This window comes from Pseudomonas sp. B392_1p (genome assembly GCF_052245235.1).
GTDB classification, from domain to species: Bacteria; Pseudomonadota; Gammaproteobacteria; order Pseudomonadales; family Pseudomonadaceae; genus Serpens; species Serpens gallinarum.
The window spans coordinates 217,320-231,912 of sequence record NZ_JBQPXM010000004.1 but is presented as its reverse complement, the minus strand read 5'-3'; the positions used below and the strand labels follow the sequence as shown (position 1 = coordinate 231,912).

The following is a 14,593-nucleotide window of genomic DNA, read 5'->3' as shown; positions in this document are numbered from 1 at the left end:
ATGAAGGGAAGGTAAAAGGAGAGAACGAGCATGGCGAATACACCTCGTCCGTCGTTACACAAGTCACTATGCGCAGGCATTTGCGCCACTCTAGAATGCCCGCTCCTCCACCCTTCTGGTGACTCTTCCTTGCTGGCGCCTATTATCGACGACCTCGTGACTCACGGCTGGTCGCAACAGCCCGTGTTCCTTCCGCAGACTCTGACCGCTGAACTGGCGCAAGAGTGCCGTACCCGTAACGCCGCCGGCGAATTGGCGCCAGCGGCCATTGGCCGGGGCGGCGGGCAGATCGTCAACGAAGGGATCCGCAACGACCATATTCTATGGCTGGAAGCGGGGCAATCGGCAGCGGGCGATCAGTATCTGGTATTGCTCGATGAGTTGCGCCAGGCGCTCAATAGGGAATTGTTTCTTGGCCTGGAGGAGCTGGAGTGTCACTTCGCGCTCTATCCGCCGGGTGGCTATTACCTGCGCCACCTGGACCGCTTTCGCGATGATGACTGCCGCACGGTGACTGTCGTGGCCTATCTCAACGAGGCTGACTGGTTGCCCGAGCATGGCGGTGCCTTGCGGTTGCATTTGCCGGATGGCCCACGGGACGTGGTGCCGATGGGCGGGACGCTGATCTGCTTCATGTCCGACCGGATCGAGCATGAGGTGTTACCCGCCACACGGCCGCGATTGTCGCTGGCGGGCTGGTTTCGTCGCCGGCCGCTGTAACCAGTGGTGGAATTTCAACCGTTTAGGCAGGGGGACTGTTGTGGAAAAGATTCTGGTCAGCGCCTGTCTGCTGGGGCAGCGGGTGCGCTATGACGGTGGCAGTCACGGCCCGTTCGATCTGTTGCGCCAGTGGCAGGCCGAAGGGCGACTGGTTGCGTTGTGTCCGGAAGTGAGCGGCGGCTTGCCGACGCCACGTCCGCCTGCGGAAATTCCGGGCGGGCAGGGCGCAGCGGTGCTGGATGGCCGTGTGGCGGTGGTCACGGTGGGTGGCGCTGATGTCAGCGCCGCCTTTCTGGCAGGTGCGCAGGCTGCCTTGCGGACGGTAAGTGAACAGGGGCTGCGCCTGGCGGTGCTCAAGGCGCGTAGCCCGTCCTGTGGCAATCAACAGAACTATGACGGCAGTTTCAGCGGCACGCTGGTCGATGGCGAAGGCGTCACGGCCGCCGCGCTGCGCCGAGCCGGTGTGCAGGTGTTCAACGAGCAGCAGTTGGACGCGGCGGCTGAGGCGTTGCGGCAGCTCGAATTTGACCCGAATGCGAGGCGTAACCTGCGGGGCTGACGGCAGCGAGACGGTGTGACCAGAAACGAAAAAGGGAGGCCATTGGCCTCCCTTTTCTATCCGCTGCGCGCGCTTAGAACAGTACGCGGCTACGGATGGTGCCCTTCACGTCGTGCAGCTTTTGCAGCGCCAGATCGGAGTAGGCGGCGTCGACGTCGATCACCACGTAGCCGACCGATTCGTTGGTCTGCAGGAACTGGCCGGAGATGTTGATGCCGTTCTCGGCGAACACCGTGTTGATCTCGCTCATCACGCCGGGAATGTTCTGGTGGATGTGCAGCAGGCGGTGCTTGCCCGGGTGCGACGGCAGGGCCACTTCGGGGAAGTTGACCGAGGACACCGAGGTGCCGTTGTCGCTGTACTTGACCAGCTTCTCGGCGACTTCCAAACCGATGTTGGCTTGGGCTTCAGCAGTGGAGCCGCCGATGTGCGGCGTCAGAATGACCTTGTCCAGGCCGCGCAGCGGGCTGACGAATTCCTCGTTGTTGGAGCGTGGCTCCACCGGGAACACGTCGATGGCGGCGCCGATCAGGTGCTCGTCTTCGATGGCCTTGGCCAGCGGCTCGATTTCCACCACGGTGCCGCGCGAGGCGTTGATCAGGATGCCGCCCTTCTTCATGGCGCGGATTTCCGCTTCGCCAATCATCCACTGGGTGGAAGGCAGTTCCGGTACGTGCAGGGAGACGATGTCGCAGTGGCCCAGCAGTTCGTGCAGGTTGCCGATCTGTGTGGCGTTGCCCAGCGGCAGCTTGGTCACCACGTCATAGAAGAAGACCTGCATGCCCAGCGCTTCAGCCAGCACCGACAGTTGGGTGCCGATCGAGCCGTAGCCCACGATACCCAGCTTCTTGCCGCGGATCTCGAAGGAGTTGGCCGCCGACTTGATCCAGCCGCCGCGGTGGCAAACCGCGTTCTTTTCCGGAATGCCGCGCAGCAGCAGGATGGCCTCAGCCAGCACCAGTTCAGCCACGGAGCGGGTGTTGGAGTAGGGCGCATTGAACACGGCAATGCCGCGCTCACGGGCAGCGTTGAGGTCGACCTGGTTGGTACCGATGCAGAAGCAACCGACCGCGACGAGTTTTTTCGCGCAATCGAAGACTTCTTCGGTCAGCTGGGTGCGCGAGCGAATGCCAATGAAGTGGGCGTCAGCGATCTTTTCCTTGAGTTCCGCCTCCGGCAGCGCGCCGACAAGGTATTCGATGTTGGTGTACCCGGCGGCCTTCAGGGTATCCACGGCGTTCTGGTGAACCCCTTCCAGAAGAAGGAACTTGATTTTGCTCTTGTCGAGGCTGGTCTTGCTCATCTGCGTACCTGTGATCCCGTTTTGAATGGCAGGGGAGCGGTCAGCGGCATTGGCTGGCCGGGCCGGCGTCGGCCGGCCCCGGAAATCGGCCGAAGCGCACGATTAGCGGGGGGCATATGCTAGCATGATCTCCTTTTTTCTGGCTCGGTCGCGACCTGAACTGTGCTCAGGGCGACCATGAATGATTCGAGAGTTCCACAATGACCCAAGCCGCCCTGATCGAACAACTGAAGACCCTGGTCGAGCCGGGAAAAGTCCTCACCGACGCCGCCTCGCTGGAGGCCTACGGCAAGGACTGGACCAAGCATTTCGCGCCCGCACCGAGCGCCATTGTCTTCCCGAAAAGCATCGAGCAGGTGCAAGCCATTGTGCGCTGGGCCAATCAGCACCAAGTCGCGCTGGTGCCCTCGGGCGGGCGTACCGGCCTGTCGGCTGCGGCCGTGGCGGCCAATGGTGAAGTGGTTGTATCGTTCGACTACATGAATCAGATTCTCGAACTCAACGAGTTCGACCGTACCGCTCGCTGCCAGGCCGGCGTGGTCACCAAGCAGCTGCAACTGGCTGCGGAAGAAAAGGGCTTGTACTACCCGGTGGACTTCGCCTCGTCCGGCTCCAGCCAGGTCGGCGGCAACATTGGCACCAATGCAGGCGGCATCAAGGTGATTCGCTACGGCATGACCCGCAATTGGGTCGCCGGCATGAAAGTGGTGACCGGCGCAGGCGAGATTCTCGAGCTGAACAAGGATCTGATCAAGAATGCCACCGGCTATGACTTGCGCCAGCTGTTCATCGGCGCCGAAGGCACCCTGGGCTTCGTGGTCGAGGCCACCATGCGCCTGGAGCGTACGCCGAAGAATCTCACCGCGATGGTGCTCGGCACCGCCGACTTCGACGCGATCATGCCGGTGCTGCATGCCTTCCAGAGCAAGCTCGATCTGACCGCGTTTGAGTTCTTCTCCGACAAGGCTCTGGCCAAGGTGCTGGGCCGAGGCGATGTACCGGCACCGTTCGAGACCGAGTGCCCGTTCTATGCGCTGCTGGAGTTCGAAGCCATCAGCGAAGACATCGCCAACGAGGCGCTGGCGATCTTCGAGCATTGCGTCGAGCAGGGCTGGGTATTGGATGGCGTGATGAGCCAGAGCGAGCAGCAGTTGCACAACCTGTGGAAGCTGCGCGAGTACATTTCTGAAACCATCAGCCACTGGACGCCCTACAAGAACGACATCTCGGTGACCGTTTCCAAGGTGCCGGCGTTCCTCAAGGATATCGACGCTATTGTCGAGGCCAACTACCCGGACTTCGAGGTGGTATGGTTCGGCCACATTGGCGACGGCAACCTGCACCTGAACATCCTCAAGCCCGATGCCATGGACAAGGACGAGTTCTTCGCCAAGTGCGCCACGGTGAACAAGTGGGTGTTCGAGACCGTCGAGCGCTACAACGGCTCGATCTCCGCCGAACACGGTGTGGGCATGACCAAGCGTGATTACCTGGGTTACAGCCGCTCGCCCGCGGAAATTGCCTGCATGAAGGCGGTCAAGGCTGTGTTCGACCCCAATGGCATCATGAACCCCGGCAAGATTTTTGCGGTTTGATTCGCTCTGACAACAACAAGCCTTTCAAGGAGTCGCCATGAGCTACCAACACCAATACATTGACGGCACCACCATTCATTACCCGCTGGGCAAGGTGGTCTGCGTGGGGCGCAACTACGCCGAACATGCCAAGGAGCTGAACAACCCGGTGCCCACCGAGCCGTTGCTGTTTATCAAGCCAGGCAGTTGCACGGTATCGCTGATAGGTGGGTTCAGCATTCCCGAAGAGCGCGGCGGTGTGCATTACGAGGCGGAAATCGCCGTGTTAATCGGCAAGCCGCTGTCGCGCCGGCCAAGTGTCGAGGAAGTGCTGGATGCCATTTCCGGCCTTGCTCCGGCCTTGGACCTGACCCTGCGCGACGTACAGAGCGCGCTCAAGGAAAAGGGCCTGCCTTGGGAGATTGCCAAGTCGTTCGACGGCGCCTGTGTGCTGGCGCCCTTCGTGCCCGGCGACGCCATCGCTGACTTAGCCGACCTGGGCATTCGCCTGAGCATCAATGGCGAAGTGCGTCAGGATGGCCACAGTTACGACATGCTCAACCCCATCGTGCCGCTGATCCAGCACATGGCCGGGCATTTCAATCTGCAGCCTGGCGACGTGATCCTCACGGGCACGCCCGCCGGCGTTGGCCCGCTGCAGCGTGGTGACGAACTGGTCCTCGAGTTGCCGGGCCTGTCGCGCTTCGAAAGCCGCGTGTTGTAAACCGGTCTCTCGCATAACTCGCCACCTGCTGACTCTGTAGGAGCGACGTGTCCGCGATTTGAGGGCCATTTCCGTGCTGCCGATATCGCGGACACGTCCGCTCCTCCTACCAAGCGACCCCGATAAGGCAAATCGCCTATGGGTACCGACTCCCCTCTGCCGCAGCCAAACGGGCTGCGCCTGGGTCAGACACGCGGTCTTAAGCTTCGTTTAAGGCGCTCTTCAGCTTCGCTTCAGCGGCTAAGCTTACCCTGTGCTGGTCAAACCATGATCAAGGGGTAAACCTCATGAAACGTACTCTATTGGCTTTGCTGCTGGTACCGGCCTTCTCAGTCACGGCCTTTGCGGCCGGTTACAGCGGTCCGGGCGGGGTCGAATCCGTCACCACTGTGGCTGCTGCACTGGAAGCCGCCGACGACACGCCCGTCACCCTGGAAGGCCAGATCGTGCGGCGCATCGGCAAAGAAACCTACGAGTTCAAGGACGCCACCGGTTCCATCGAGGTGGAGATCGATGATGACGAATGGCCGAACCAGACCGTTTCGGAAACCGCCAAGGTGCGCATCAGCGGTGAAGTGGACGCGGGCATGACCAGCCGCGATATCGACGTCGAGCGCGTTGAGCTGCTGCAGTAACACTTTGGCAGATCAACACAACGAACCCGCCACTGGCGGGTTCGTTGTGTTCAGTTGCGGTTACACCGCTTCATCATGCAGCACGGCTTCAACAGCGTGGCGCTTGACCGACTCGCTGCCGTGCTCGGCACTGCCCCGGCTGGTATACATCTGGCTTTGTCCGACCACCTGGCCATTGGTGGCCTTGAGTACGAAGTAGTGCTTTTCGTTGCTGCCGGCCTTGATCTCGAAAGCACCCTCACGCTGGGAATTGTTGCGCACCGATTTAATGCCGTTTAGCGCAGAGTCCTTGGCTTTGTAGAGTTCGCTGGTCAGGATGATCTGGCCATTGCTGGCCAACAGGTTGAAGTGGAATTGGCCGTTGCTGGAACGTTTCAGATGGAATTTGCCGAACATTGCGACACCTCCTGATGTGTACGTCTGTATTACAGGCTAGACGCAACGGTGGCGCGCGCAATGGTCCGTGGCAGCAGTCAGCGCTTGAGGATTTGCACGCCCGTAGCGGTGCCCAGCAGCAGCACATCGGCGGGCCGGGCGGCGAACAGGCCATTGGTGACCACGCCGACGATGGCGTTGATGTCGGCTTCGAGCTTGGCCGCATCGGTGATGTGCAGGTTGTGAACGTCGAGGATGACGTTGCCGTTATCGGTGACCACTCCCTGGCGATACACCGGATCGCCGCCCAGCTTGACCAGCTGGCGGGCAACATGGCTGCGCGCCATCGGGATCACCTCCACCGGCAGCGGGAAACCACCCAGAACCGGCACGCGCTTGCTGGCGTCGGCGATGCAGACGAAGGTCTTGGCCACTGCGGCGACAATTTTTTCGCGGGTCAACGCCGCGCCGCCGCCCTTGATCAGCTCCAGGCGGTCATTGGCTTCGTCAGCGCCATCAACATAGAACTCCAGTTCGCCGACCGAATTGAGGTCATAGACCGCAATGCCATGGTCTTTCAAGCGCTGGGCAGTGGCTTCCGAGCTGGCCACGGCGCCGTCGAAATCGAATGTGTGACGAGCCAGGGCATCGATGAAGTAGTTGGCGGTGGAGCCGGTGCCCACGCCGATGACGCTGTTGCGCTCCAGGTGTGGGAGGATGTAATCGACGGCGGCCTGGGCCACTGCCTGCTTGAGCTGGTCCTGATTCATGACGGGTTCCAGGGGTAAATAAGGCGCGAATTATAGCCTTCGGGGGTGGGACGGTCTCGCCGCGCTGAGACCGGTGAAGCGATTTTTCCGAGGAATTCGCAGGTGGTCGTCAGCCGAAGCGCTGGAGTAGACTGATTCCCCCGCGCAACGCCTATCACGATAAGACCGCCACGATGCTCGAACAGTACGTCAAGAAAACCCTCACCTCGCGCGTCTATGACGTCGCCGAGGAAACGCCGCTGCAACCCGCCCGCCAATTGTCCGAACGCCTGGGCAACCAGATTCTCCTCAAGCGTGAAGATCTGCAGCCGGTGTATTCCTTCAAGATTCGTGGCGCCTACAACAAGATCGCCCAGCTCAGCGCCGAAGAGCGCAGCCGTGGCGTGGTCACCGCGTCGGCCGGCAACCATGCCCAGGGCGTGGCGCTGGCCGCCAAATACCTGGGCATCAAGGCCACCATCGTCATGCCGCGCACCACGCCGGAATTGAAAGTGCAGGGCGTGCGCGCCCGTGGCGGCAAGGTGGTGTTGCACGGCGACGCTTTTCCCGAAGCGCTGGCCCACTCGCTGAAATTGGTCGAAGAAAAGGGCTTGGTTTATATCCACCCCTACGATGATGAATATGTCATCGCGGGCCAGGGCACGGTGGCGATGGAAATTCTCCGCCAGCAACAAGGGCCGTTGGACGCGATTTTCGTACCGGTTGGCGGCGGCGGGCTGATTGCCGGGATTGTCGCCTACGTCAAATACCTGCGCCCGGAAATCAAGGTAATCGGCGTCGAGCCGGATGATTCCAATTGCCTGCAGCAGGCGTTGGCCGATGGCGAACGTACGGTGCTGCCCCAGGTCGGCCTGTTCACCGATGGCGTGGCCGTGGCGCAGATCGGTGAGCGCCCTTTCGAGATCTGCAAGGATTACGTCGATGAGGTGATTACCGTCAGCACCGACGAAGTGTGTGCGGCAATCAAGGACATCTACGAGGATACCCGCTCGATCACCGAACCGGCCGGCGCGCTGGGGGTGGCGGGTATCAAGAAGTACATCGCCCGTGAAGGCATCACAGGGCAAGTGCTGGTGGCAGTCGACTCCGGCGCCAACATCAATTTCGATCGCCTGCGTCATGTCGCCGAACGCGCCGAGCTGGGCGAAAAGCGCGAAGCGATCATCGCCGTGACCATTCCCGAGCAACCGGGCAGCTTCAAGACCTTCTGCCAGGCAATTGGCAAACGGCAAATTACCGAATTCAACTACCGCTACAACTCCGAGCGAGAAGCGCACATCTTCGTGGGCGTGCAGACCCACCCCGAGCACGATCCGCGCGAAGCGCTGGTCGAAGGGCTGCGCGAGAAAGGCTTTCCGGTGCTTGACCTGAGCGAAGACGAGATGGCCAAGCTGCATATTCGCTACATGGTTGGTGGCCATTCGGCAGCCATCAATGACGAGATTGTGCTGCGCTTCGAGTTTCCGGAGCGCCCGGGCGCGCTGTTCAACTTCCTCAACAAGCTGGGCGGACGCTGGAATATCTCGATGTTCCACTACCGCAACCACGGCGCCGCCGACGGCCGGGTGGTCGCCGGGCTGCAGGTGCCCGAGGCGGACCGTCATCTGCTGCCGGCGGCGCTGGAAGCGATCGGTTATCCGTACTGGGATGAAAGCGAGAACCCGGCCTACAAGCTGTTTCTAGGGTAAGCAAGGACAGCGACGTCCGACTGGCTAGACTGCAAGCATCAAACAACGGGGAGCGCGCCATGGAGGCCTACCTGAGCCTGCAGATCCTGCAAGGGTTGCTGGCGGTCTTGTTGCTGGCCGTCGGTGCCGGCCTGGCATGGATGGTTTGGCACCGCTGGCAGGCTTCGAGCTGGCCGCAGCGGCCTGCCTTGGATGCCTCGGTGCGGGTGGGCCTGCCGGCGTTGGCCGTACTGGTTATCGCCGCGCCGATAGTGGCCTGGTGGTTGCTGCACCTGGGCGAGGTGCCGTTCGGTTACTTGTGGGTGCTGGGTAGCGCCTGTCTCTATCTGCTCGCCGGCATCGCCTGGTTGCTGTTGGGACAGCGCCTGCTGCGCGTGTATCGTCAGCCCGCGCTGGCTGACCAGGCGCGTTTTTTACCCGTGACATTCGCCTGCGCCGTTGTAGCGCTGGTTGTGTTGCTGATCATTCTGCTGTTGATCGCGCTGCGTCCGCTGTAGCGAAACCGTCGCCTGCCGTAGGGCGGATGTCGTTTTCTACATCCGCCATGACCTTCGCGCGGTGGGTCGATAACGCGTGACCCACCCTGAACCTCAGTATCGGCGGCTGGACCTGGTCGGCTCAACGCAGCGATATCACCGGCCAGCCGCGTTTTAACGCTTCCTCGCGCAGGATGGGGTCGGGATCGACGGCTACCGGGTGGCTGACGCGCGACAGCAACGGCATGTCGTTGCGCGAGTCGCTGTAGAAATAACTGTCGTCCAGGGATTGCTGGTTTTCTGCCAACCAGCGCTCCAGGCGTGTGACCTTGCCGTCCTGGAAACAGGGCACGTCAATGCAGCGCCCGGTGTAGCGGCCGTCCTGCATTTCGCATTCGGTGGCCAACAGCGTGTCCACACCCAGGCGTCGAGCGATGGGTGCGGTGATAAAACGGTTGGTGGCGGTGATGATCACCACCCGGTCGCTGGCGTCGCGGTGTTGGCGAATCAGCGCCTCGCCCTTGGCCAGGATGATGGGCTCGATATGGCTGGCCATGAATTCACGGTGCCAGCCTTCCAGGTCACTCATGGCGCTGCGCCCGAGCAGTTCCTGGCAGAAATCCTGATAGGCCAGTACGTCCAGGCGACTCTGCAGGTAGTCCTCATAAAAGGCATCGTTGCGTGCGCGGTAGCTGTCGGCGTCGACCAGGCCGCGTTGGCAGAGGAATTCGCCCCAGGCGTGGTCGCTGTCGCCAGCCAGCAGGGTGTTATCAAGATCGAATAAGGCCAGGCGCACGGAAACCTCGCAAATGCGGAAAATAAAAGAGACCAAGCATACCGGGTCTGTCGGTTTGGCTGAAGGTGACGGACTGCGTTCACGCGCCTTGACACACAGGCATGCAAGTTGCTTTCGGCACCGAGTATTTTTGTGGAACAATGCGGTGAATGTAGGTTTACGAGGTGGTCCGACGTGATCGACTCCGATGGTTTCCGTCCCAATGTCGGCATCATCCTGACCAATGATAGTGGCCAGGTGCTGTGGGCACGACGAATCAATCAGGATGCCTGGCAATTTCCCCAAGGTGGCATCAATCCGGAAGAAACGCCCGAACAAGCCCTGTACCGTGAATTGAACGAAGAAATCGGTCTGGATCCGCAGGATGTGGAAATCCTCGCCTGTACCCGGGGCTGGTTGCGTTATCGCCTGCCGCAACGCCTGGTGCGTACTCACAGCCAACCGTTGTGCATCGGTCAGAAGCAGAAGTGGTTTTTGCTGCGCCTGGTCGCGGATGAGCAGCGGGTGCGCATGGACCTAACCGGCAAGCCCGAATTCGATGGCTGGCGCTGGGTCAGTTATTGGTACCCGCTGGGCCAGGTCGTCACCTTCAAGCGCGAGGTTTACCGCCGCGCCTTAAAAGAATTAGCCCCGCGCCTGTAGGCGCGGGACGGGAAACGGGGAGAAAGGCTCTGAGCATGCTCAATACGCTGCGCAAGATCGTCCAGGAAGTGAATGCCGCCAAAGATCTTAAAACGGCGTTGGGCATCATTGTGCAGCGGGTGCGCGAGGCCATGGGCAGCCAGGTGTGCTCGGTCTACCTGCTCGACCCGGAAACCAACCGCTATGTGCTGATGGCCACTGAAGGCCTCAACAAGCGTGCTATCGGCAAGGTCAGCATGTCGCCCAACGAGGGTCTGGTCGGCCTGGTCGGCAGCCGCGAAGAACCCCTCAACCTGGAACATGCATCCGAGCATCCCCGTTACCGTTACTTCGCCGAAACCGGCGAAGAGCGCTACGCCTCGTTTCTCGGTGCACCGATCATTCACCACCGACGCGTGATGGGCGTGCTGGTGATTCAGCAAAAAGAACGCCGCCAGTTCGACGAGGGTGAAGAAGCTTTTCTGGTGACCATGAGTGCCCAGCTCGCTGGCGTCATCGCTCATGCCGAGGCCACCGGCACGATCCGCGGCTTGGGCAAACAGGGCAAGGGCATCCAGGAAGCTCGCTTCGTTGGCATCCCTGGCGCACCCGGCGCCGCCATCGGTACCGCCGTGGTGGTGTTACCGCCGGCCGATCTGGATGTGGTGCCGGACAAGTCCATTGAGGATATCGACGCGGAGCTCAAGCGCTTCGACAACGCGCTCGCCGCGGTGCGCATCGACATGCAAAAACTGTCGACCAAGCTGGCCACCCAGTTGCGCCCGGAAGAGCGGGCCTTGTTCGACGTCTATCTGATGATGCTCGACGACGCTTCGCTGAGTAAGGAAGTGGTGCGCATCATCAAGAGCGGCCACTGGGCGCAAGGGGCGCTCAGTCAGGTGGTCAAGGCGCACGTGCATCGCTTTGAAATGATGGATGACGCCTACCTGCGCGAGCGAGCCTCGGACATCCGCGATATCGGTCGCAGGTTGCTGGCCTACCTGCAGGAAGATCATCAACAGACGCTGGAATACCAGGACAACACCATCCTGGTCAGTGAGGAGCTTACCCCGGCGATGCTCGGCGAGGTGCCGGAAGGCAAGCTGGTCGGCCTGGTCTCGGTGCTCGGCTCGGGCAACTCCCATGTGGCGATTCTTGCCCGGGCGATGGGTATTCCCACGGTGATGGGTGCTGTCGATCTGCCGTATTCGAAGATCGATGGCATCGAGCTGATCATCGACGGCTACCATGGCGAGGTATTCACCAACCCCGGCCCGATCCTGCGCAAGCAATACACCGAGGTGGTCGAGGAGGAGCGGCAACTGACCCAGGGGTTGGATTCCCTAAGGGCGCTGCCGTGTGAAACCCTTGACGGGCAGCGCATGCCGTTATGGGTGAATACGGGCCTGTTCGCCGACGTGGCCCGTGCCCAGAAGCGCGGTGCCGAAGGGGTCGGCCTGTACCGCACCGAAGTGCCGTTCATGAGCAAGGAGCGCTTTCCGAGCGAAAAGGAACAACTGGTCATCTACCGCGAGCAGTTGGCCGCCTTCCATCCGCAGCCGGTCACCATGCGAACCCTGGACATCGGCGGCGACAAAGCGCTGTCGTATTTTCCGATCAAGGAGCAGAACCCGTTCCTGGGCTGGCGCGGCATTCGCATCACTCTCGACCATCCGGAAATTTTCCTCGTTCAGGTGCGCGCCATGCTCAAGGCCAGTGAGGGATTGAACAACTTGCGCATTCTGCTGCCGATGATTTCCGGGCTGCATGAGCTGGAAGAGTCGCTGCACCTGATTCATCGCGCCTGGAGCGAGGTGCGCGACGAGGAAATCGATATTGCCATGCCGCCGGTAGGGGTGATGATCGAGATTCCCGCAGCGGTGTATCAGATCCGCGAGCTGTCGCGCCTGGTTGACTTCGTCTCGGTCGGCTCCAATGACCTGACCCAGTACCTGCTGGCAGTGGATCGCAATAATCCCCGGGTTGCCGACCTCTACGATTTCTTTCATCCGGCGGTCTTGCAGGCGCTCCGTCAGGTGGTTGACGGTGCCCATGCCGAAGGCAAGTCGGCAAGCATTTGCGGCGAAATGGCCGGCGATCCCGTGGCGGCGGTGCTGTTGCTGGCAATGGGCTTCGACAGCCTGTCGATGAATGCCACCAACCTGCCCAAAGTGAAGTGGCTGCTACGGCAGATCAGTTCGGCCAAGGCCCGCGAGCTGTTGGAGCAGGTCATGCAAATTGACAGTCCGCATATCATCCGCAGCACGATGAACCTGGCGCTGCGGAATCTGGGGCTGGGGCGGGTGATCAACCCGGCAGCGTCCATCCAGGCCTGAAAGCTTTTGCACCCCTGTGGGCAACCCATGAAGGTGACGACTCATGATGCAGCCTGCCCTGGTAGGCAGTCGCGATGCGGCCCTCGATCTGCTCAAGTGGCTGGCAATGCTGAGCATGTTTGTCGATCACCTGCGGTTTGTCTGGCCTGAGCTGGCCTGGGCGTTCGTGCCCGGTCGCCTGGCCTTTCCCTTCTTCTGTCTGGCTGTGGCCGCGAATGTCAGGCGCGGTGTACTGTCCTGGCGTTACCTGGCGTGGCTCCTCATGTTTGCCCTGCTATCGGAGTGGCCGTACCGGTTGCTGGTGGGCAACAGCACGACGCTCAATATCCTGCCCACCTTGGCGCTGGGGTTGCTGATTGCTCAGGGTGTTGCTCATGAACAAGCGCGAGTGCGCGGGCTGGCGTTGCTGGCACTCGGCGTGGCCTGGTGGGGACAGCAGCATCTGATGTTCGGCTTTTTTGGTGCCTTGCTGCCAACGGCCTGCCTGTTGGCGCTGAGCCGACGCGGCGGTTGGTATTTGCTTGCGGGAATGTGTGCGGTGCTGGCCAATTATTCACCGACGCTATGGGCCGGCGCGCGACAGTTTCAGGCCTTCGCCTGGGTAGGCGTAATGGTCTGTGGAGTGGCGCCGCTGTTGGGATTGAGCTTGCTGCGGGGTGGACTAGAACTGCGCATCTGGCCGTTGCGGCGTTGGGGTTACCTGCTGTATCCCGGCCACCTGCTGATCTGGGCGCTGGTGCGCGAGCAGGTGGCCCGATAAGACGCGGTTAGCGGTGCTTGTGATGCCAGTGCTCTTTGTAATGGCCCTTGCCACGCTTGTGTTTGTGCTTGTGGCGGTCATGATGCACGCGGCGATGATCACCCCGGTAGTCGCGGCGGTCATCGTCACCGTAGGCATTGCCCAGGGCACCGCCCGCGGCGCCACCAATGGCAGCACCCAGCAAGCCGCCATTTGCACCGCCTGCCTGTTGGCCCAGCACGTTGCCGCCGGCCGCGCCCAGGCCGCCGCCCACTGCGGCTTCGGTACGGCTGCGCCGGTCGGCACCCACCGCACTGCCAGCGGCACCGCCAACGCCTGCGCCGATCGCGGCACCTGTGCTGCCACCGATATGTCCACCGACCACGCTACCCATTACGCCGCCCAGGGCACCACCGACTGCCGATTCAGTATTGTTGCCGGCAAAGACGCCGCCACTGAACAAGCCAAGGGTCAGCAAGATAATCGGGGAATGTCTTTTCATCAGGTGTTGCCTCATCGGAATGATGAAGCGATGCTCGCTGCCAAATGCTTTCTACACAAGCCGGAAGCCGACGAGCTGCATGACTTTACCGGCTATTTACTGAGTCTTTACAAGGAGTTGCAGGTACATGGAACCTTGCTTGCGAGAGCAAGGTCCGATGCAGCTTGGCCAACCATTGGAGCGGCTCGCAGCTGTTGATTTTTCATCCGGCGCGGTACTTCAATGCGCACATCCATGGTCGCTCAGTGGTAGTAGCGACATCGGCAGCCACAGCCTCGTTCAACGAATGCTGCGCTATGACAGCGAAGTCTGTGCCTTCGCTGTCCCTTCCCCAGTAGGCAGGCAGTGCGGAGCGCAAACCCCGCGACATTGTGCGGGGTGCTTGGGTCAGCTGCAGACCAGTTGATAAACCTTATCTGTAGTATCAACTTTTTCAAATATGGTATCGCTGACGGGCTTGCCCTTTTCGTGAGTGGCGCGCTCTTGTGTGGTGCAGTTTAGAACCGACTCAAAAATGATTTGGCGCTCGCTCGGGTCTTTCAGGAAGTGATAAGTGAAATATTCCACCAGAATCTGATGGTTTTGTTCGCTGCGCTTTGAGGTGCCGTCAAAGACGGTAAAGGCGTTGATCACCGGGGAGATGTAGCTCCAGGGTTTAAAAAAACTGGTGGTGTGTTTCTCGTAAATAACGATGCTCCCTGCGGGGAGTTGGCCGGCTTTAAATTCGTACCAGCTGTAGTCGTAGTAGGCGTGGTAGCCAAACATGCATAAGCCA

16 protein-coding genes are annotated in these 14,593 nt (G+C 60.9%); 10 read left to right on the top strand and 6 right to left on the bottom strand.

From position 1 onward, the window contains the following. Positions 1–30 precede the first annotated feature (30 nt). Together ACTV8E_RS07750 and ACTV8E_RS07745 are read left to right on the top strand one after the other, a co-directional pair. Positions 31–720, top strand: a complete 690-nt coding sequence (locus ACTV8E_RS07750) for a 2OG-Fe(II) oxygenase (RefSeq protein WP_443199106.1) — start codon at positions 31–33, stop codon at positions 718–720. Positions 721–760: 40 nt separating this feature from the next. Then, positions 761–1,279, top strand: a complete 519-nt coding sequence (locus ACTV8E_RS07745; RefSeq protein WP_443199105.1) for a DUF523 domain-containing protein — start codon at positions 761–763, stop codon at positions 1,277–1,279. Positions 1,280–1,352: 73 nt separating this feature from the next. Here ACTV8E_RS07745 and serA read toward each other — a convergent pair whose 3' ends face one another. Beyond that, positions 1,353–2,582 carry a phosphoglycerate dehydrogenase gene (serA, locus tag ACTV8E_RS07740; protein WP_251834507.1) on the bottom strand — a complete coding sequence of 410 codons (1,230 nt, stop codon included), beginning with the start codon at positions 2,580–2,582 and terminating at the stop codon, positions 1,353–1,355. Between the two features lie 200 nt (positions 2,583–2,782). Here serA and ACTV8E_RS07735 point away from each other — a divergent pair, with 200 nt between their 5' ends. The 3 genes from ACTV8E_RS07735 to ACTV8E_RS07725 all read left to right on the top strand — a co-directional run bounded on the left by ACTV8E_RS07735 (position 2,783) and on the right by ACTV8E_RS07725 (position 5,515). Next, positions 2,783–4,177: an FAD-binding oxidoreductase gene (locus ACTV8E_RS07735; RefSeq protein WP_443199104.1), complete on the top strand. Its 1,395-nt coding sequence runs from the start codon at positions 2,783–2,785 to the stop codon at positions 4,175–4,177. Between the two features lie 37 nt (positions 4,178–4,214). Then, entirely contained in the window at positions 4,215–4,880 is a 666-nt protein-coding gene (locus ACTV8E_RS07730) for a fumarylacetoacetate hydrolase family protein (RefSeq protein WP_251834509.1), read from the top strand. A 287-nt stretch (positions 4,881–5,167) separates the two neighbouring features. Beyond that, positions 5,168–5,515 (top strand): YgiW/YdeI family stress tolerance OB fold protein, encoded by a 348-nt coding sequence (locus ACTV8E_RS07725; RefSeq protein ID WP_273536110.1) that lies wholly within the window; start codon positions 5,168–5,170, stop codon positions 5,513–5,515. Between the two features lie 60 nt (positions 5,516–5,575). Here ACTV8E_RS07725 and ACTV8E_RS07720 read toward each other — a convergent pair whose 3' ends face one another. Continuing rightward, complete coding sequence (locus ACTV8E_RS07720; RefSeq protein ID WP_443199103.1) at positions 5,576–5,911, bottom strand: YegP family protein; 336 nt, start codon at positions 5,909–5,911, stop codon at positions 5,576–5,578. A gap of 77 nt (positions 5,912–5,988) precedes the next feature. Beyond that, entirely contained in the window at positions 5,989–6,660 is a 672-nt protein-coding gene (gene rpiA, locus ACTV8E_RS07715; protein ID WP_443199102.1) for a ribose-5-phosphate isomerase RpiA, read from the bottom strand. Between the two features lie 173 nt (positions 6,661–6,833). Here rpiA and ilvA point away from each other — a divergent pair, with 173 nt between their 5' ends. After that, the gene (gene ilvA / locus ACTV8E_RS07710) at positions 6,834–8,348 is read left to right on the top strand and encodes a threonine ammonia-lyase, biosynthetic (protein WP_251834513.1); all 1,515 of its coding nucleotides are present in this window, start codon (positions 6,834–6,836) and stop codon (positions 8,346–8,348) included. A gap of 59 nt (positions 8,349–8,407) precedes the next feature. Beyond that, a complete protein-coding gene (locus ACTV8E_RS07705) occupies positions 8,408–8,845 on the top strand; it encodes a DUF2269 family protein (RefSeq protein WP_443199101.1) in 438 nt (145 codons plus the stop codon). 121 nt (positions 8,846–8,966) lie between these two features. On the opposite strand, the gene ACTV8E_RS07700 is transcribed toward ACTV8E_RS07705, so the two are convergent. Next, the gene (locus ACTV8E_RS07700) at positions 8,967–9,620 is read right to left on the bottom strand and encodes an HAD family hydrolase (protein WP_443199100.1); all 654 of its coding nucleotides are present in this window, start codon (positions 9,618–9,620) and stop codon (positions 8,967–8,969) included. Positions 9,621–9,794: 174 nt separating this feature from the next. Here ACTV8E_RS07700 and ACTV8E_RS07695 point away from each other — a divergent pair, with 174 nt between their 5' ends. The 3 genes from ACTV8E_RS07695 to ACTV8E_RS07685 are packed head-to-tail and all read left to right on the top strand — an operon-like array spanning position 9,795 to position 13,337. Then, complete coding sequence (locus tag ACTV8E_RS07695) at positions 9,795–10,262, top strand: RNA pyrophosphohydrolase (protein ID WP_251834516.1); 468 nt, start codon at positions 9,795–9,797, stop codon at positions 10,260–10,262. 35 nt (positions 10,263–10,297) lie between these two features. Further along, complete coding sequence (gene ptsP, locus ACTV8E_RS07690; protein ID WP_251834517.1) at positions 10,298–12,577, top strand: phosphoenolpyruvate--protein phosphotransferase; 2,280 nt, start codon at positions 10,298–10,300, stop codon at positions 12,575–12,577. A gap of 43 nt (positions 12,578–12,620) precedes the next feature. Then, on the top strand, positions 12,621–13,337 hold the full coding sequence (locus ACTV8E_RS07685) for a TraX family protein (RefSeq protein ID WP_443199099.1): 717 nt from the start codon (positions 12,621–12,623) through the stop codon (positions 13,335–13,337). Between the two features lie 7 nt (positions 13,338–13,344). Here the strand turns inward: ACTV8E_RS07685 and ACTV8E_RS07680 are convergent, their stop codons facing one another. Together ACTV8E_RS07680 and ACTV8E_RS07675 are read right to left on the bottom strand one after the other, a co-directional pair. Beyond that, the gene (locus tag ACTV8E_RS07680) at positions 13,345–13,818 is read right to left on the bottom strand and encodes a hypothetical protein (RefSeq protein WP_251834519.1); all 474 of its coding nucleotides are present in this window, start codon (positions 13,816–13,818) and stop codon (positions 13,345–13,347) included. Between the two features lie 387 nt (positions 13,819–14,205). Beyond that, a complete protein-coding gene (locus ACTV8E_RS07675; RefSeq protein WP_443199098.1) occupies positions 14,206–14,583 on the bottom strand; it encodes a hypothetical protein in 378 nt (125 codons plus the stop codon). Between the last annotated feature and the right edge of the window lie 10 nt (positions 14,584–14,593).